Source organism: Hymenobacter fastidiosus (genome assembly GCF_039539565.1).
In the GTDB taxonomy this organism is placed as follows: Bacteria; Bacteroidota; Bacteroidia; order Cytophagales; family Hymenobacteraceae; genus Hymenobacter; species Hymenobacter fastidiosus.
The window spans coordinates 1-17,541 of record NZ_BAABDJ010000022.1 but is presented as its reverse complement, the minus strand read 5'-3'; the positions used below and the strand labels follow the sequence as shown (position 1 = coordinate 17,541).

The following is a 17,541-nucleotide window of genomic DNA, read 5'->3' as shown; positions in this document are numbered from 1 at the left end:
AGCGGAGGAATCCCGCGGGCAAGGGTATTGTCATGCTGAGCGCAGCCGAAGCATCTCGCTCGCGTCGTCGGAGCCGTTCAACGACACGAGCGAGATGCTTCGGCTGCGCTCAGCATGACAAGAAACCGACTTTCTAAACAGCTTCACTATGAGAGCAGGATGTTAGCAACAACCCGCTAATCTTGTGCTCTGGCTTTAGCTATGATCCTACCCGCTTCTCCCGTCATTTCCCGCCTCGCGCCCACGCCCAGCGGCTTGCTGCACCTGGGCAACGCCGTCAACTTCGTGCTGACCTGGCTGCTCACGCGCCGCGCCCAGGGCACGCTGCACCTGCGCATCGACGACCTGGACCGCGCCCGCCTGCGCCCGGCCTACCTGGCCAACATCTTCCGCACCATCGACTGGCTGGGTATCGACTACGACCAGGGCCCCACCGGCCCCGACGATTTCGAGCGCCACTACTCTCAGCTGCTGCACCAGGCCGAATATGAAGCCGTGCTGCGCCGGCTGGCGCAGGTGCCGGGGCTGGTGCAGGCCAGCACCCGCTCCCGCACCGGTGGCGCCGATGCGTTGGTGCCGTTCGACACGCCCGGCGCGGCCTGGCGCGTGCGGGTGCCGGATGAAGCCGAAATCTACTTTCCCGATGCCTGGCAGGGTGAAACCGCGGTGCCGCTGGCTCAGCTCATGCCCGATTTCGTAGCGCGCAAAAAGGACGGTATGGCTGCCTACCAGATAGCTTCGGTCGTGGATGATTTGCGGCTGGGCACCAACCTGATTGTGCGCGGCCTCGATTTGCAGGCCAGTACTGCCGCCCAGCTCTGGCTGGCCCGGCAGCTGCCCGAAACCGCGCCATTCAATGCTACGCGCATTCAGTTTTATCATCATTCGCTGCTCACCGATGCCGCTGGCCGGAAGCTGTCGAAGTCGCAGCAGCGGCCGTCGGATAGCGGCATACTGGGCGAAGGGGCGACGCCACAGCCGGTATATGCGGCCGTGGCCCGGCTGCTGGGGCTGCCCGTGGCGGCCGCGGAATCCCTGGCGGCGCTGCGGGCGGCGTTTGCCGGGCTTGCCTTACCGTAGCTCCTGCTTGAATTCCCCGGCCCAGTGGTCGGCCAGGCGGGTGGGCTCGGGCAGCTTATAGCCGCGCCGGCAGGCCAGCGTCAGGCGGGTAGCCGTGGCCTGGTCGCAGCGGTGGCCGGGGCTCACGAACAGCGGCCGTACCTTGTCCTTGCTGCGGATAACTTCGCCCGGCAGCTCCCCGCTTTTGTCGGTGAGCGGGCTGATACTGCCGCGGGTAATAGCCGGTTCCTGATACACGCCGGTAAGCTTCTGCTTGGCCACGTTGAAGGTGGGCCTATCGAGCAGCACGCCCAGGTGGGCGGCAATGCCCATGCGGCGCGGGTGGGCAATGCCGTGTCCGTCGACCATGATAATATCGGGCTGCTGCTGCAGTTTTTCGTAGGCTTTCAGCACGTTGGGGGCTTCCCGAAACGAGAGCAGGCCGGGAATGTAGGGCACCTCCACCGGTCCCACGTGGTAGATCTTTTTCACCACTTCCAGCAACGGAAACCGCAGCAGCACGAACACCGACAGAATGGTTTCGGGCGTCGGAAACGACGAGTCGCAGCCGGCAATGAAGGCGGGCTCGGCACTGAGCGGCAGCAGCCGTACGTGGGCGCGCAGCTCCTGCTGCACCTGGGTCAGCTCCCGCACGATGCGCGGGTCGGCGGGCGGGTGGTAGGGGCGGTACAAGGGGAGTGGTGAGTGGGACGTCGTTGCGCAGCAAAAAGCCACGCCACCTGCTATCTTATCCTTCCCCAATACTTTTGTAGCGGCAGCGAGGAAGCTTTCACGCAGGGTCTCGCAGAGGTAAAGCGCCGTGTTCCGCCGTGTTTTTACTGAATGGCACTGCGAGACCCTGCGCTTTACCTCAGCGGAACCCTGCGTGAAATATATCCGGGCAAGCCCGCTCAAGATTTGGGGAAGGACAAGCCACTTGCTATACGGGCAGGGGCGGGGCGGGTGCGAACTAGTGGTTTAGGCCGGTACTGCCTGCGGCGGTTGCGCCGAGGCTTCGGCAGCGGCTTGTAAGCGCGTCCGCCAGCGCGGATACAGCAGCAATTGCCCCTGAATGACCGCCCAGGCCAGAATCATGGGTACCGCCTTGAGCTTGTACACGTCGAAGTAGGCGTGGCGGATGGCGGGCGGATTCAGGTCGGTGGCGGAAAGGGTGGTGAAAACGAACGCCAGCGCAAACAGCACCCAGCCCAGCGGCGTGCTGCGCCCGTACCAGATAACCCAGAACATGAAGCCCGCTACCGCAATAATGAAGGTTGGCGACTCGGCCATCTGGTTGAAGATGACCACGAAAATCAGGATGGAGGCCACGTAGAGGCGGCGGTAGTCGGCCTCGCGCCAGGCGCGGAAGTAGGCCAGCGGAGCCATCAGCAGCAGCATTCCGATGGCCTGGACGATGCCTTTCGCCGTGGGGGCCACGCCGAACCAGGTTTCCAGCACGCCCATCAGGGAAAGCTGAATGCCCGTGGCCGACTCGCGCACGATGTCGAACCAACCCTTGTAAATCATCTGAAAATCAACCCACGACACCACCAGCAGGGGCGAAAAAGCCAGCAGCGCCATCCAGGCAAACGCAATCAGGCCGTTGCGGATCGGCAGCGGGTAAAACAGGAAAATCAGGCCGATGCCGATGCCGTACACTTTGATGAGAGCGGCCAGCGCCACGCACAGCGCGGCCCAGCCGTACTGCTGGTTTTCCAGGTTGATAAACGTCCACAGCATCAGCCCCACGAGCAGGCAGTTGGCCTGGCTGTTGTGCAGGGCCGTCATCATGTCGATGAGGCAGAGCAGCAGAAACAGCAGCTGCCGGCGCACGTCGGGAAACAGGCGGCGGCCGGCGGTGTAGAACACGGCATTGTTCACCGCGTTCCAGGCCAGCAGCCCCAGCCAGTTGGGCAGGAGGGCGAACGGGGCCATGAACAGCGCGAAAACCGGGCTGTACTTGTAGGTGTCGTCGTAGTACTCGGGGTAGGGCAGGTAGAGGTTTTTGCCCGCGAGCAGGTTGAAATAGGGCTTGACGAAAATCAGGTAGTTGTTGTACGACGTCGGCCCTTTGAAATAGTGCTGGAACGTCACGATAATCGTGAGCAGCACGTACAGGCCCAGCACCAGGCGCGGGTTGAGCAGAATTCGTTCGATTCGGGGAGAAAGCATAAGCAGGGCACGGGTAGAAATCGGAGCCGAAAGTACGGGGAAAAACCACCGCCCCGCATTTTTCAGCCCGGCGGCGCTAACCCGGCATCCGGCGGCTGCGTTAGGACCAGCACGCCGGCCCGCTGCTTCTGGCGGTGCTTTCCCTATCATGAAAAAACCTGAACAACCCGCCGCTACCGGCTCCGGCCCGCTCTTTGAGCGGATCTACTGCATCGATATTGGCGGCTCCCGCCTGAGTGCCCACCAGCTGATGAAAAACATTCAATGCAACGTGGCGCACTACTCGCCCGATCTGCTGGCCGACTTCGAGAAAACCAGGGGCCAGCCCCACGGCTTAGCCCCGGACGACGAGTTCCGCGTCAAAATCCTGGGGCCCTGGAACGGCACGGTGCGCGTCACGGCAGTAGGCGACGACTATTTTGAGCTCATCACGCTCGAAAACCACCCTGAGGCCGGCCGCATCCGGTTTTCCGTGCGGGAGCTGCCGGCCGGCGAAAAAGGCCGGCTGCGGTTTGAGATTCACTCCCGGGCCCGTTCCCGCGACGGACTCGTTTCCTTCACCTACGATACGCTGGGCATCGGCAAAAACGTGCAGCAGCAAACCTGGGAGCTGTTCTGCACCACCGTGGCCGAGGAAAGCGGCGGCCGGGCCCTGGGGCCGGTGAGCGTGGAAACTATCCGGCACGACGAAGAAAACCCTGACCCCGGGCAGCATGACTAACGCCCCCGCGCCCCCGCTCTGGGAAGTGCAGAAAGCCCGGCTCGAAGCCTACCGGGACGCCAAGGTCAACTTTGACCTGGACCGGGTGAGTGAGTACACCGCCGCAACCGGCTGGCGCATCGACGACTACGAAACCGAGCTGCCCGCCGAGCCCGCCGGCCCGCCCACGGCCAACGGGGCCTGGCGGGCGGCGCAGCAGATTCTGCGCGCCTACACCTTCCCGCCCTCCGACCTGATTACCGGCATCTTCGTGCCCGACGCCCCGCTCGAAGACCGCATTATGGTGCTGCGGGCCCAGTTTCTGTTCTTCACCTTCTGGTTTGGGGTGCGCATCGGCGGCGTAACGGACGAAATTCGAAACCTGCCCGACGGCGGCCAGGAGCAGGTGTGGGGCTACAACTACCGCACCCTGGAAGGCCACTTTGAGCGCGGGCAGATTGAATTCACGGTACACAAGCACCTGGGCAGCGGGCAGGTCATGTTCCGGATTCACGCCTTTTCGCAGGTGGGCCACATCAGCAACCCATTCTACCGGCTGGGCTTCACGCTGTTTGGCCGCACGCTGCAGCGCCGCTTCGCCCGCCAGTCGCTGGAGCGGATGCGGGAGCAGGTGGCAACGGCCCTGCGCACCGGGCCGAAAAGCTAATTCCCGCCCCAAACCTTCGCTCGGCGGCGGGGTTATAGGACTTCGTACTTTTCTTTCACTACAAGACCAAAACCATGATTTCAGCAAAAGGCTACGCGGCTCCGGTCGTGAATGCACCCCTCGAACCGTTTTCCTTTGAGCGCCGCGACGTCGGTGCCCACGATGTGCAGATTGAAATTCTGTTCTGCGGCGTGTGCCACTCCGACCTGCACCAGGTGCGCGACGAGTGGGGCGGCTCGATGTTCCCGATGGTGCCCGGCCACGAAATCGTGGGCCGCGTGGTGGCCGTGGGCGACCACGTGAAGAACTTCAAAGCCGGCGACCTGGCCGGCGTGGGCTGCATGGTCGACTCGTGCCGCACCTGCCCGAGCTGCGAGGAGGACCTGGAGCAGTACTGCGAAGTCGGCTTCACGGGTACCTACAACGGCACTGAGAAGGAAACCGGCAAGCCCACCCAGGGCGGCTACGCCAACCAGATTGTAGTGAACGAGCATTTCGTTCTCACCATCTCCGACAAGCTCGCCCTCGACCGGGTAGCGCCGCTGCTGTGCGCGGGCATCACCACCTACTCGCCCCTGCGGCAGTGGAAGGTGGGTCCCGGCCACCGTGTGGGCGTGATGGGCCTCGGCGGCCTGGGCCACATGGCCGTGAAGCTGGCCGCGGCCATGGGCGCCGAAGTAACCGTGCTCAGTACCTCGCCCGGCAAGGAAGCCGATGCCAAGGAGCTGGGCGCCCACAAGTTTGTGGTGACCAAGGATGAAGAGCAGCTCAAGGGCGTCACCAACTACTTCGACTTCATCATCAACACTGTATCGGCCCCGCTGGATATGAGTCTGTACGTGAACCTGCTGCGCCGCGACGGGACCATGATTCTGCTGGGCGTGCCGCCGGAAGCCCCGCAGCTGCATGCTTTCAACCTCATTGCCAAGCGCCGCCGCATTGCCGGCTCCCTGATCGGCGGCATTGCCGAAACCCAGGAGATGCTGGACTTCTGCGCCGAGCACAACATCATGTCCGACGTGGAAGTGATTCCGATAAGTCAGATCAACGAAGCCTACGAGCGGATGCTGAAAGGCGACGTGCACTACCGCTTCGTGATTGACATGGCTACGGTGTAGCCTCACTGGCCTCACCCCCGGCCCCTCTCCTGGGGGAGAGGGGAGCCAGACAACGCGGAGTCGTCGGCTTGCGCCTCCGACCCCGCCACCGGGCAACTTTGCTACTATACCAACACCAAAGCCAACTGCTGCAAAGCAGTTGGCTTTGGTCCGTTAGTGCCGTCAGGCTCCCCTCTCCCCTGGGAGAGGGGCCGGGGGGGAGGCTACTCTTCCTCGTAGGGAAAGCGGAACGCGCCCGTCATGGTGAAGCGCCGGGCCCCGCGCCCCGATTCGCAGACCTGGCAGTGGTAGGTGCCCGTCAGCACGCGGCGGGTGGTGTCGACGGCGGTTATCTTGACCACGCCCGGATTGTCGGGGCAGGATTTGGAGTAGGCGGCTACCTGCTGGTAGCGGTAGGAGGCGTCGCGGTTGTGGCCACTCAGGATTTCCTGGAAAGCGTAGGTGCCGGGCGCCAGCGGAAACCGGTCAATCAGAATGGTAAGGCCTTCGCCGTCGGGGTCGTCGGCGCGGATGACGTTAAGGCGGAGCGTATGGTCGGCGCCGAGGAACAGGCGGGAGCCAAGCGTATCCGTGGCCACGGGCAGCCCGTTGATGCGCAGCGTGAGAGTAGCCGGTGGCGTGAAGGGCGTTGCCGGCCGCGCCGGGCTGAAGCTCAGCAATGTCAGCAGAACCAGGCCGGGCAGCAGAACGCGTGTAATCATGGCGTAGTAACGTGGAAAAGGGGGAAAGCTGTACAGGCTAGCTAAAAACCGGGCCGGAAATGTTGGATTGCCATTTCGAAATCGCCGGTCATCCTGAAGCGCAGCGGAATGAAGGACCTTCCTCTTCGGCACTGCAAAACGCCTTTACGCCGGGAAAGAGGTTGGTGAGTTAACGCAGGCAGGTGCTTCGCGCGGCTCAGGATGACAGAGGCATTGTTGATCTTCATTTTACAAAAAAAACCGCCCAGGCTCCGGCCCGCGCGGTTTTTTTGTTGATCCGCAACCACCGCTTACCGTTTGCTGAACAGGTAGGGGTCTTCTTCCACGTAGTCGTTGGCCTGGAGCTGCACGCCCGTTACCTTGCCGCCTTCCACTTTGAAAACCGCGGGCTGCACGCCGAATACGAGGTTGGAATAGGTGCAGCGGAACTCCTGCCCGTCCATGTAGTCGAGCGTGGCGGTGAGGCCGGGGTGGGTGGGGAAGCGCACCAGCAGCTGCTGCTTGTTTTTGGGCGCGATGATGATGGAGCCGAACAGCGCATTCTCGAAGTTGCCGGTGTAGTCGTTCAGCTTCAGGGGCAGCTTCGCCTTCCTGCTCACCCGGGCGTCCAGCTTTTTGGTAGGGTTATCCACCAGGCGGGCGGCCCTGGCGGCTTTCAGGCTCTGGCCGCTACGGTTCACGTAGGGCACGCCGAGGTAGCTGTCGAGGATCTGGTAGCGCAGGGCCTCGAAGAAGCTCTGGTTATCGTTGTTGGTCAGGATGGCAATGCCCAGCCCTTCCTCGGGCACGAAGCACACGTTGCTGACCTGACCCGAGGCGCCGCCCGTGTGCCAGAACACCTGCCTGCCGCTGTAGTCGGTGCTGAGCACGCCCAGGCCGTAGGTGGTGAAGTGGGTGGGCCGCACCGTCGAGCGGCGGGTGCTGAGCAGGGTGTTGGCGTCGCGGGTTTTGCGCAGCACGCTCCACGGCAGCACCCGCTGGCCCTGGTAGCGGCCGCTGTCAAGCTGAAACTGGAGCCACTTGCCCAGGTCCGTCACGTTGGAAATCATGCTGCCGCAGGGGCCCATGTTGTCCCAGTTGTCGAAGGGCACCGGAGCCAGGGGGCCGAAGGTGTTGGAGTAGGCCAGGGCGTGGTTGGGCTGCTGCTCGAAGCCGGCCGAATTCATCGATGTGCTGGTCATGCCCAGGGGCCGCAGGATATTCTGGCGCACGTATTCCTCCCAGCTCGTGCCGCCGGTAGCGGCCGGAATCACCTGGCCGGCCGCCACGAAGCCCGAGTTGCAGTAGCCGTATTCGCGGCGAAACTGGCCGCCGGGCTTCATCAGCCGCATGCGGTAGATGATGTCTTCACGGCTGAGGTTGGAGTTGAAAAACGTGAAGTCGCCCTGGAAGGTCTTGAAGCCGAAGTGGTGGCCCATCAGGTCGCGCACGGTCACCAGGCGGGAGGAGGCTGAGTCGTAGAGCTGGTAGCCGGGCAGGTACTGGTTCACCCGGTCGTCGAGCGAAATCTTCTTGTCCTCGTCCAGCTTCGCCAGGGCCATGCCGGTGAACAGCTTGGTGTTGGAGGCAATCATGAACAGGGTGTTGGCATCCACCGGCTCGGGCTTGCCCACGGCCCGTACGCCGTAGCCTTTGCTGACCACCACCTGGCCGTTTTTCACCACCACGATGGCCAGGCCCGGCAGCTCCCACTGCTTCAGCCCGCGCTGGACGTAGGCATCGAGGCTGTCGGTGAGGAAGCGGTTGGCGGGCGCCGTCTGCGCCGCCGCGGGCCGGCCCGCGCCCAGCAGCAAGCCGCCGAGGACCAGGGTCAGCCCGGATTTCAGAATAGAAGTAGGCATGTACTAAACAGGGGAAAGGTGGGAAATAAGGAGTTGATGTTATGCGAGGTGGGTTGCCGGGGGTAAGAAGCCAGGCGCCAGGAGTTGAGGGAGTAGTTGTTAAAAGAGGAAGGAGCGAAACGGGTGCCAGGACAGACGCGCCTTACAGCGGCAACCGGCTCTTATGCTGTCTTCTGGCTTCCCGCTTCCCACTTCTAACTCCTGGCTCCTGGCTCCTGGCTCCTAGCTCCTCAAACCAACGCCCAAAGCCTTTGGCCATCGGCTGGTAAAGGGCGTTGGGCGTTGCGAGAAGTCAATAGGGTAGGTGAGGAAGCTCCTTCGCTCTGCTCAGGATGACAGACAACGCTTCTACTCGCCCCCGTTGATCATATCCGATACGATGCCTTTGTTCCTGGTCGACTCCGCCCAGACCACGCCCACGATGTGCAGGGCCGTGAAGGCCAGGACCAGGTACATGGTGAAGCTGTGGACTTCTTCCACCGTGTGCTCCAGCTTTTCCAGAAATTCAAAGTCGTCGGCGTACACCAGCATCAGGCCTGTCACGACCATCACGAACAGCATCAGATAAAAGGCCAGATAGGATAGCTTTACCAGCAACGAGCGGCGGGCATCGCGCAGGTCCATGCCCTGCTGGCGGAAGTAGTGCCGGGCCGTGCCCAGCTTGACGGAAAACCGCTGCGGCCCGCGCTGAAAGAACTCCAGCAGGACCCGAAACAGCAGCAGAAACGACAGCGTGACGCCCAGGTAGATATGCCAGTCCCAGATGCGGTGGCTGATAATGCGCGTCAGGCCGCGGACCTGGTCCTTGGTCATCGTGACGCCCTCCTTCTGCAGGACTTCCTGGAAGGCCGGTCCTACCGTTTTCATTTTCAGAATCACGAACAGAAACAGAATCGTGATCAGCAGGCCCGAAATAACGGCCGCGCTGCTCCAGTGCCAGAGGCGCAGCGCTAAGGAATTCTTTTTGCTGACGGATAGGGTAGCAGCGGGAGCAGACGATATGGGCATCGGCAAAGTGGGGTAGGGCAGGTTGGAAAATAAACAGGCCGAAAAGAACGGTGATTTTTGGGGAGAGCGGCGGCGGCGGCGGCGGCGGGCACTACGCCGTGCGGCCCGGGTATTCGGCCAGCGCCTTTTCCAGGCAGGTCATGGCCTGGCTCAGCACCTCCGTATTGCGCACGTAGGCCAGGCGGGCTTCCTGCCGGCCCAGGCCCGGGGTGGCGTAAAACCCGGCGGCGGGCGAAATCATCAGCGTCTGGCCTTCGTGCTGAAACGACTCCAGCAGCCACTGCGCGAAGACCACGGTGTCGTCGACCGGCAGCTGGGCCATCACGTAGAACGCCCCGCTGGGCACCGGGCACACCACGCCGGGAATAGCCTGCAGGCGCGCTACCAGCAGGTCGCGGCGGCGGTGGTACTCGGCTTTGGTGCCGTCGAAATAGGCGGCGGGCAGGTCGGTGGCGGCTTCGCCTAATAGCTGGGCCAGGCCGGGGGGGCTCACCCGCATCTGGGCAAACTTGTGGGCTACCTCGGCCACGGCCTGGTTCTTCGTGACCAACGCGCCCATCCGCGCCCCACAGGCGCTGTAGCGCTTCGAAATAGTATCCAGCAGCACCACGTGCTGATCCATTCCGGCGAGGTGCAGGGCGCTGACGTAGGGCGCATCGTAGCAAAACTCCCGGTAGGCTTCATCCGACAGCAGGAACAGGTCGTGGCGCAGGCACAGGTCGCGGACCTGCTCCAGCTCGGCGCGACTGTAAACGTAGCCGGTGGGGTTGTTGGGGTTGCAGATCAGAATAGCCCTGGTGCGGGGCGTAATTACGCGCTCCATTTCGGCAATGGGCGGCAGGGCATAGTCCTGCCCGATGTGGGACGTAACGGGCACGATATGCACGCCCGCCGCCACCGCAAACGAAGGGTAGGCCCCGTAAAACGGCTCCGGCACAATCATCTCGTCGCCGGGGTTCAGGCAGGACAGCAGCGCAAACAGGATGGCCTCGCTGCCGCCCGCCGTCACCAGAATATCCGCCGCCGCCACGTCGATGCCCACGCCCTGGTAGTAGCCCGCCAGCTTGCGGCGGTAGGAGTCGTAGCCGGCGCTGGGGCTGTATTCCAGCACCCGGATATCGGCCTGCTGCACGGCGGCCAGCACGGACGGCGGGGTTTCAATATCGGGCTGGCCGATGTTGAGATGGTGGACGACAACGCCGCGCTGCTTGGCCGCGTCGGCGTAGGGCGTAAGCTTGCGAAAAGGCGACCAGGGCATCGCCTGCCCGCGCCGGGATACTTCCAACATAAGCGCAATATAAGCCACGCGGAGCAGCGACGACTCTTTGCCCCGGGCTATTTGTCCCGGCCTGCGGTCGGCAGCTAGCCGCGCGCCGGCTGATTATCAGCCTGCCCACCTGATTACTGCTGTTACGCCGGGTGAGGTGGATTGCCGGCAGTTAGAAGTTAGGAGCTGGAAGCTGGAAGTCAGCATAAGAGCAGGCTGCCGATATACGGCGCGTCGGCCTGCTCCCTCAATTTCTGACTCCTGACTTCTAACAGCCGGCCACCCCCCTCACCCGGCGTAACAGCAGGTAGTCAGCCACCAATACCACCCTTAACGGCTGTCGGCTGCCTCTGCGGCCGGGAAAGCGGCGCATTTCCCTGGGCCCTCAGACCTGACAAAAGTCAGGTCTGAGGAGCCGGATCATCATGGCAAGGCGGACGGCAGGAGTAGATCTTTGTAAGCGACTCCTGTCCTTTCAACCCTGAACGCCATGAATCCCCAACCCCACCCTCCGCCGGCCGTTCCGGCCTGGACCAACGATTTGACCGACGCGGCCCTCACAGCCTCCATCGAAACGCTGCTGGTCACGAAGAAGGGGTTGAACGCGTCCCTGATTGCGGTCAGCACCCACGAAGGCCTGGTCACGCTGACCGGGTTTACGGACAACCTGCTGGCGCGCGAGCGGGCCGGGGAAATTGCCCTGGCCGCGCGCGGGGTGCGTGGCGTCATCAGCACGGTGGCCGTACGGACCGGCGAGGTGGGCGACGCCGAGCCGGAGCACGACGTGGCCGCCGCCCTGGCCGATGACCCGGCCACGAACGATTACCAGGTATACTGCACCGTGGCGGGCGGGGTGGTAACCCTATCCGGGCTGGTGCAGTCGTGGGCCGAAAAGCAGCTGGTGCTGCGGGGCGTGCGTGGGGTGCGCGCCCTCAAAACCGACCACCTGACCATTCGCGGGGGCGAAATCCTGAACCCGGACGAGGAAATCACCCGCCAGGTCCGGGCGCTGCTCGACTGGGATAGCCGCGTAAACGGAGCCCGCGAGGTGAACAACCACTTGCTGGTGCTCAACACTTTCCCAACGGCTCCCCGCGAGTTGCTTGGAGCGGCGGCTCCCCAAAGGCTTGCGTAGCCCGGACCGCCGCCGCAACCGGCGGCGTCACGACAACCCGGATTCCAGGGCGGCCTGGCTTATCAGTGCTGCTACCCGACAAGAGGCACAGGAAGCCGATGCCGCCATGGCGCGGGAAGATTCCCGGCCCGACTATCCGACGCCAACGACCGCAGCGCCGCTCGTTGCCACTCCCCCGTATTTCCTGCCTTAAAACCGCGCACCTGACCCTGCGTGGCTACTTTCTTCTCATTCTTTCCCGGCTGCCATGACTCCTTCACTTGTTGTTCTGACCGATTTTTTCGCCGTTACCAACCGGGCCCTTTCCTATGCGGCGGGGCTGGCCGTGCCGCTCGATGCGCAACTCGTGCTGCTGCACGTGCGCTACGATGGCATGCCCGTGCCGGCAGGCTACGGTGGGCAGCATACGCCGCGGGGCGAGCGGAAAACCGACCGGGCCCTGCTCAAGCTGGCTGCCGAGCAAACCGTGCCCACCGAAGTAAATGTGGCGGAGGGTTTCTTGCCCGAAGCCCTCACGGAAGCCGTGCGCCGCCACCACCCACTGTTTATGGTGTTGGGCCGGCCCAGCGACGCGACCGAGTCGGCCGAGCTCTTTACCAGCGTGGTGATGGACCTGCTGCGCCACGCGCCCCACCCCTTGCTGGTAGTGCCACCGGTGGGCTGGGATGCCTTTCCGCCCCGCCGCTTCCTGCTGGCCGTAGACGGCGAGCCATTCGCTTTCGCCGACCAGGACCACCAGGAAGTAGTGCGCCGCCTGCTGTCTGCTACGGAGTCCACGCTCGACGTGGTGCACGTGACCGACGACACCCGGGCGCGGCCGGCCGACGGGGTCGTGCTGGCCACGGTGCGCGCGAATGATCTGGTGAATGGGTTTGCCGAAAGCCGGTTGCACGAAGTCTATAGCCCTACCATCGTGGGCGGGGTACTGGAAGAAGCCGCCCGCCAGGAAGCCGATGTGCTGGTGCTGGTGGCCCGGCCCCACAGCCTGCTGGGCAGCTTATTCCATCGCAGTGTCACGGCCCGGCTCATTCAGGAAAGCCCTGTCCCGGTGCTGATCCTGCCCGCCGGGGAATAAGCGCCCGACATCGTCCCGCATTCGCCGGCATCCGCAAACCACGCTCCCTTCTTTGCCATGACCCCACCCTTGTAGTGCTGGCTGACCTGTCGGAAGCATCAGAAAAGGCCGCCGCGGGCCCACGATTTGCTGGCTGCTCCCGCAGATTCCAGCTGACTATTCCTGGTTGAATCCCTCCACGCCCCAATCCCGTTAGCCATGTCGCTTACCCTCGTCGTCTTCGCCGGCTTTTATCAGGCCGCCCGCCACACGGTGCAATACGCCAACACCCTGGCGCAGGCCCTGCGCGGCAAGCTGGTGCTGCTGCACGTGAACCGCGCCTCCATGTTTGACCCCTATACCATGGTGGCTGAGCACTACCACCAGCAGGATCTGGCTCACCAAACCGATACCGCCGCGGCACTATACCGGATGGCGGAAGAGCTGTCCGGTTGCCCCACCGTGGAAGTTGCCACCGACCTGCTCCCGGAAGTGGCCCGGGAGCAGGCCGCCCGGCACCGCCCCGCCTTGTTCGTCCTCAGCCCGCCCTACCAGCCCCACGAAAATGCGGCCAGCGTGGCCACCGGCTGCGCGGACTTGCTGCGCGCCGGGCAGCATCCCTTGCTGGTAGTACCCACCGCTACGTCCACGGAGCACCCGCCCCGCCGAATCCTGATTGCCGCCGACTGCGAGGCGTTTACCCTGGCTCCGGCCTCACTGGCCCTGCACCCGCTCTTCGCCCTGCCCGGGGTCGAGCTCCTCGTGGCCCACGTCTCCGACGGCGAGGACGATGCCAGCTGCGGCGCCGCGTTACGGGCCGTGCAGCTCAGCGGCCTGGTGAAAGGTCTGGCCACTCCCGAGTTGCGGGGCTACGAGCACGACAACTACGCCGAAGGCGTGCTGGCAGCCGTAGCGGATACCGGGGCGGACCTGGTGGTCGTACTGGCCCGCCAGCGCAGCTACCTGGGGGAGCTGTTTCACCGCAGCGTGACGGCTCAACTGCTGGAGCGCTGCCCCGTGCCCGTGCTGGTGCTGCCTGCAACGATTGAAGCAGCACCGGCAACTCTAACGCACCGGGCTACTGACGCTGCCAGCTGGACGGCAGGCGTGCTGGCGGGCCTGAGTCCGGCGAGCTAAAGTCGCCGCGCCTCTGGGCCGGTATTTTTCTGATTTTCTCTCACCGAAGCCGTAACAAGCTCCTCATTCTCCTGCAGCCATGATAACTCCCGCCATTTTGTTCTCGGTGATGCTGGTGGCCGTGCTGGCCGTATTCAGCGCCTTTTCGCGGGCCCCGCGGCGTCAGTCCTTCTGATAGCCCTGCTCGGTAGCTGTTCCCAGTCCCCGGTTTTCGATGCCGAAAGCCGGGGATTCGCGCCCTGGCCCGTGGTGGCGCCGGCCTCCCGCCACCCTGGCTCAGGACCAACTCTTGGCACCGCGCCACCCGCCGGGCCCGCCCTTGCTGCCTTTATCCGCCTTCCTGGCGGCCCGGCCTACCGCAGCTTTACCCCGATGGCGGTGCCGGCCTCCGCCACCGCGAACCGGGCCGCGCCAAACGAGGGCGGAAAAAACATCATGCTGCGGGCATTATTGGAGAAGCCGTACCGCTCGGTGGGCAGCCCCAAAGAATTCTTATCCAACTGGCCGTTGCTGTTTTCGTCGTGGTACACGGCCAGCGCGTAGGAGCCGGGCGGCAGGTTCTCGAAGCGGAAGCTGGCCATAGCGCCGCTCACCGGCAGGCGGAGCGTCCGCACGGCCTGGCTGGTTTGGCGGGGAAAGCCTTCGGCGCCGGCGAACAGCGCCAGGTAGCAAGCCCCGCGCCCGCCGCGCAGGTTGGTGAGCTGCCCCGTGAGGTTGCCGGAGGGGCCCCGGCCAGGTACGTGGCGCGGGCCACTGGCCCGCGCCTGCGGCCAGCTCGCCCCGCCCGGCAGGGCCAGCAGCAGGGCAGCAAAGGGCAGGAATTTGCGGGCGGCGGGCGAGAAAACAGTCATCAGGCATTGAGATTGAGTAGCCTTCCACGCGGGAGGCCGATTTTAAGCCGACGCGGACGAACCGAAACGAACGAGGGTTTGCGCAGGATTAGCTTCGGAAAGCAATATCGTCGGTCAACGGGAAAGGCGACGGCAGCTGGCGTTCCACGCAGGCCACCACGTCGGCCACGGTGCGCCACTGGCCCAGCTCCGTATCCGGAATTTCAATGGCCAGGCCCTGCTCGATGCGGATGCCCAGCTGAACCCGGTCGAGCGGGTCGAGCCATCCGCTCATCACCCAGGTGCGTAGCGGGCGTGATGAGCGGATGGCGCAAGTGCCACACCTGTTTGCGGATCACTTCAATGACCGTTTCCTGTAGCAAATCCATAAGACTTGCTCCTTAGTAAAAAATCGCTCCAAGTGCGGGTCCACCTGCCGGCGCAGGGAATCGGGGCGGGCCACGGCGGTTTCTTTTTTGAGGTGCCCGGCGCGCACGGCGGCCTCGCGCCATCGCAGAAAAAACGCCCGGCTGTGGTTGAACAGGGAGACGATGACCGTGATGATGAGCGGCAGCAGCAGATTCCAGTACATGCCCGCCGTGAAAAGCCGGGCCATGGAATGGCCCTTCAGTAACAGCAGCCCGGCATTCATGAACAGAATAACCAGCACCGAGCCGCCCAACGACACGCTCAGCGTGAGTAGCCGCCGCCGTCCGGGCTGCACCGTCCAGGCGTAGCGCCGGTTCAGCCACTCCACCACGACGCCGTTGGTGAGCCAGAGCCCGACGCCGTACATCAGGGTGTAGCCGCCGTAGGTGATGGCGAACTCCGACCCGTTGCGCAGCGCCCCGGGGTTCACCACCACGCTGATGAAAAGTGCCAGCAGCAGCAGGATGCGCAGGGCCCTTCACACCCCGGGCCAGGTGCTGGTGCCGGTGGGCAGGTAGCCGCCGGTGAAGGGCGCGGAAGAATCGGGAGCAGCCACGGATGACAGAGGCAAGGAAGCTGGCATCAAGGTAAGGCAAAAGCCCGAAAGCCGGTGCCCGTGTGGGGCCTCGGCCTTCGGGCGGTGGCAGCAAGGGCGGGTTATTTACGGGCCGTCGCGGCGTTCATCTGCGCCAGCATGGCATCAGCGTTTTTCTCGCCCCAGGTCGGGCTCAGGGCGTTGGCAGACCGGAAGGTGGCAAACAGGGCCTTGGCTTTCTCGTAGAGCGGCTTGGCTTTGTCGGCCCCGCCGCCGAAGATGGCCGGGCGGAAGTACAGGTCGTTGGCCAGCAGCAGATACACGCGCGGGTTGGTGGGGGCCAGGGCTTTGGCGCCGCCCAGGGCCTCGCTCACCCGGCCGGTATACACCATGCCGCGCGACATCGGGCTCACCATGATGCGGCCCTGGTAGACGTAGGCTTGCAGGATGAGCAGCTCGGCCTGGTCGGCACCGGGCAGCTTTTTGGCCTGGTCGAGGGCGGCCTGGGCCTGGTCGAACAGCTTGTCCTGCTGGTCCCCGTCTTTGCCGGCGAAGCCCAGCTTGAGGTAGGCGCGGGCCTGGTAGTAGCGGGGCTCCCAGGCGGTGGGCACGGCGGCGGCGGCGCGCTCCAGCTTGGCCAGGGTGGCCTGCACGTCGGCGGGCGTGGCGGCCGCGTTTTGCTCGGCGATGGTGGCCGTCATCATGGCCGTGTAGGCATTGGGGGCGGGGGCGACGCTGGCCACGGGGGCGGCCGGGGCCGGGGTTTTAGACTGGGCTGCAGCGGAAAATGAAGCAGCGGCCAGGGCGAGGGTGAGGAGGGTGGTTTTCATTTGAGTTAGGGGTTAGGGGTTAGGGGTTAAGCGTTGGGAGGGGTTGGCGTTTTGATGATTCAAAGGTGGCGACGGGCCGGGCCGAGCGAAAATGACTGCGCCCGAAGCGTCGGATGAGGCGGATGAACCGTCGGCCGGGACCGACCAGCGGGCTTGGCCTTTCTCACTGGCGCTATCTTTGGCCATGCAACGCTTCGGCCCCCACGGTGCTCCGGGCAGTATCCCAACCCCCTTGCCATTCCCAATCCATACGTTTCCTTTCCTTCGCCCCCGGCGGCCTGCTCCTGGCCGCCGCCCTCCCCGCCCGCGCCCAAACCAACGCCGAAACGCTGGCCGCGCCCCGCTTCTACGTGGGGCTGGCCGCCTACCACGGCAACGACCAGAACCTGGGCCGCTGGCGGCAGGGCAATACCGGCTTCCGGGTGCCGGGGCCGCTCACCGTCGGCTACGAGCTGCGCCCCCGGCTGGCCCTGGAGCTGGGCGTGGCCTACAGTGGCCGCACCGCCCGCTACGCCCGTGATGACTACTAGAGCGGTTTCCAAGTAGGTGGACAGTTTTCAAATGAATTAAAAATGAAGAATTTAAAATTAAAAACTTGTTAATCAGGGCTTTAATTTTTAATTCTATTCATTACAGCGGAAAATGCTCTACGATGACTACTACGTTGACGGCTACGGCACCCTCGCCAATTTCCAGTACAGCAACACTACCACGGAGCGCACCACCTCCGTTTCGGCCCTGGCCCGCTACACGCTGACGCGCAAGCCCGCTCACCGCCGGCAAGTCGATGTGCTGGGCGGCGTCACGCTGATGCACCGCAATTTCTACTCCCGGGGCTTCTCGGGCAATGACCTTTCCAGCCCCCTCGAAACCAGGTCTTTCGACACCAACGGCTCCTCCAATGACGTGCTGCTGACGGCGGGCCTGGGCCTGCGCTACCGCTTGGGGCCCCGCTGCGCGCTTAACTTCGACCTCACGACCAACCGTAACCTAAGAAGCTGTTTGAGTTAGTTTTGTTGGATGCAAGCAGCCTCCATTTCAGCCGTTCGGAAACGGTA

General features: G+C 64.0%; 20 protein-coding genes. 9 read left to right on the top strand and 11 right to left on the bottom strand.

Features of this window, described 5'->3' with window-relative positions:
* The first annotated feature begins 201 nt into the window (after positions 1 to 201).
* Complete coding sequence (locus tag ABD833_RS11070; RefSeq protein WP_345073007.1) at positions 202 to 1,080, top strand: glutamate--tRNA ligase family protein; 879 nt, start codon at positions 202 to 204, stop codon at positions 1,078 to 1,080.
* Here the strand turns inward: ABD833_RS11070 and ABD833_RS11065 are convergent.
* A complete protein-coding gene (locus ABD833_RS11065) occupies positions 1,072 to 1,752 on the bottom strand; it encodes an endonuclease V (RefSeq protein WP_345073006.1) in 681 nt (226 codons plus the stop codon). The two genes, ABD833_RS11070 and ABD833_RS11065, sit on opposite strands and share 9 nt — an antisense overlap.
* Positions 1,753 to 2,037: 285 nt before the next feature.
* On the bottom strand, positions 2,038 to 3,231 hold the full coding sequence (locus ABD833_RS11060; protein WP_345073004.1) for a glycosyltransferase family 87 protein: 1,194 nt from the start codon (positions 3,229 to 3,231) through the stop codon (positions 2,038 to 2,040).
* Between the two features lie 148 nt (positions 3,232 to 3,379).
* Between ABD833_RS11060 and ABD833_RS11055 the strand changes: the two genes are divergently transcribed.
* The 3 genes from ABD833_RS11055 (at position 3,380) to ABD833_RS11045 (ending at position 5,716) form a co-directional block, all read left to right on the top strand.
* Positions 3,380 to 3,952 (top strand): DUF1990 family protein, encoded by a 573-nt coding sequence (locus tag ABD833_RS11055; RefSeq protein WP_345073003.1) that lies wholly within the window; start codon positions 3,380 to 3,382, stop codon positions 3,950 to 3,952.
* Positions 3,945 to 4,598 (top strand): DUF1990 domain-containing protein, encoded by a 654-nt coding sequence (locus tag ABD833_RS11050; protein WP_345073002.1) that lies wholly within the window; start codon positions 3,945 to 3,947, stop codon positions 4,596 to 4,598. The genes ABD833_RS11055 and ABD833_RS11050 overlap by 8 nt, the downstream gene beginning before the upstream one ends.
* Before the next feature lie 74 nt (positions 4,599 to 4,672).
* Positions 4,673 to 5,716 (top strand): NAD(P)-dependent alcohol dehydrogenase, encoded by a 1,044-nt coding sequence (locus ABD833_RS11045; protein ID WP_345073000.1) that lies wholly within the window; start codon positions 4,673 to 4,675, stop codon positions 5,714 to 5,716.
* Between the two features lie 203 nt (positions 5,717 to 5,919).
* On the opposite strand, the gene ABD833_RS11040 is transcribed toward ABD833_RS11045, so the two are convergent.
* From ABD833_RS11040 to ABD833_RS11020, 5 genes are all read right to left on the bottom strand, one after another.
* Positions 5,920 to 6,417, bottom strand: coding sequence for a hypothetical protein (locus ABD833_RS11040; RefSeq protein WP_345072998.1), 498 nt, complete (start codon positions 6,415 to 6,417; stop codon positions 5,920 to 5,922).
* 41 nt (positions 6,418 to 6,458) lie between these two features.
* On the bottom strand, positions 6,459 to 6,644 hold the full coding sequence (locus ABD833_RS11035) for a hypothetical protein (RefSeq protein ID WP_345072997.1): 186 nt from the start codon (positions 6,642 to 6,644) through the stop codon (positions 6,459 to 6,461).
* A gap of 63 nt (positions 6,645 to 6,707) precedes the next feature.
* Entirely contained in the window at positions 6,708 to 8,258 is a 1,551-nt protein-coding gene (locus ABD833_RS11030; protein WP_345072995.1) for a serine hydrolase domain-containing protein, read from the bottom strand.
* A 348-nt stretch (positions 8,259 to 8,606) separates the two neighbouring features.
* Positions 8,607 to 9,266 (bottom strand): cytochrome b/b6 domain-containing protein, encoded by a 660-nt coding sequence (locus tag ABD833_RS11025; RefSeq protein WP_345072993.1) that lies wholly within the window; start codon positions 9,264 to 9,266, stop codon positions 8,607 to 8,609.
* A gap of 91 nt (positions 9,267 to 9,357) precedes the next feature.
* Positions 9,358 to 10,554 carry a pyridoxal phosphate-dependent aminotransferase gene (locus ABD833_RS11020; protein ID WP_345072992.1) on the bottom strand — a complete coding sequence of 399 codons (1,197 nt, stop codon included), beginning with the start codon at positions 10,552 to 10,554 and terminating at the stop codon, positions 9,358 to 9,360.
* A 469-nt stretch (positions 10,555 to 11,023) separates the two neighbouring features.
* Here ABD833_RS11020 and ABD833_RS11015 point away from each other — a divergent pair, with 469 nt between their 5' ends.
* The 3 genes from ABD833_RS11015 (at position 11,024) to ABD833_RS11005 (ending at position 13,859) form a co-directional block, all read left to right on the top strand.
* Positions 11,024 to 11,668: a BON domain-containing protein gene (locus ABD833_RS11015; protein WP_345072991.1), complete on the top strand. Its 645-nt coding sequence runs from the start codon at positions 11,024 to 11,026 to the stop codon at positions 11,666 to 11,668.
* 247 nt (positions 11,669 to 11,915) lie between these two features.
* Entirely contained in the window at positions 11,916 to 12,743 is an 828-nt protein-coding gene (locus tag ABD833_RS11010) for a universal stress protein (RefSeq protein WP_345072989.1), read from the top strand.
* A gap of 198 nt (positions 12,744 to 12,941) precedes the next feature.
* On the top strand, positions 12,942 to 13,859 hold the full coding sequence (locus ABD833_RS11005; protein ID WP_345072988.1) for a universal stress protein: 918 nt from the start codon (positions 12,942 to 12,944) through the stop codon (positions 13,857 to 13,859).
* A gap of 353 nt (positions 13,860 to 14,212) precedes the next feature.
* On the opposite strand, the gene ABD833_RS11000 is transcribed toward ABD833_RS11005, so the two are convergent.
* The 4 genes from ABD833_RS11000 to ABD833_RS10985 all read right to left on the bottom strand — a co-directional run bounded on the left by ABD833_RS11000 (position 14,213) and on the right by ABD833_RS10985 (position 16,483).
* Positions 14,213 to 14,710: a DUF2141 domain-containing protein gene (locus tag ABD833_RS11000; protein WP_345072987.1), complete on the bottom strand. Its 498-nt coding sequence runs from the start codon at positions 14,708 to 14,710 to the stop codon at positions 14,213 to 14,215.
* A gap of 88 nt (positions 14,711 to 14,798) precedes the next feature.
* Positions 14,799 to 14,984 carry an acyl carrier protein gene (locus ABD833_RS10995; RefSeq protein WP_345072986.1) on the bottom strand — a complete coding sequence of 62 codons (186 nt, stop codon included), beginning with the start codon at positions 14,982 to 14,984 and terminating at the stop codon, positions 14,799 to 14,801.
* A 60-nt stretch (positions 14,985 to 15,044) separates the two neighbouring features.
* Positions 15,045 to 15,554, bottom strand: a complete 510-nt coding sequence (locus tag ABD833_RS10990; RefSeq protein ID WP_345072985.1) for a hypothetical protein — start codon at positions 15,552 to 15,554, stop codon at positions 15,045 to 15,047.
* 221 nt (positions 15,555 to 15,775) lie between these two features.
* Positions 15,776 to 16,483, bottom strand: coding sequence for a hypothetical protein (locus tag ABD833_RS10985; protein WP_345072984.1), 708 nt, complete (start codon positions 16,481 to 16,483; stop codon positions 15,776 to 15,778).
* Between the two features lie 206 nt (positions 16,484 to 16,689).
* Here ABD833_RS10985 and ABD833_RS10980 point away from each other — a divergent pair, with 206 nt between their 5' ends.
* Together ABD833_RS10980 and ABD833_RS10975 are read left to right on the top strand one after the other, a co-directional pair.
* A complete protein-coding gene (locus ABD833_RS10980; protein ID WP_345072983.1) occupies positions 16,690 to 17,013 on the top strand; it encodes a hypothetical protein in 324 nt (107 codons plus the stop codon).
* A gap of 112 nt (positions 17,014 to 17,125) precedes the next feature.
* Entirely contained in the window at positions 17,126 to 17,494 is a 369-nt protein-coding gene (locus tag ABD833_RS10975; RefSeq protein ID WP_345072980.1) for a hypothetical protein, read from the top strand.
* Positions 17,495 to 17,541: the final 47 nt, after the last annotated feature.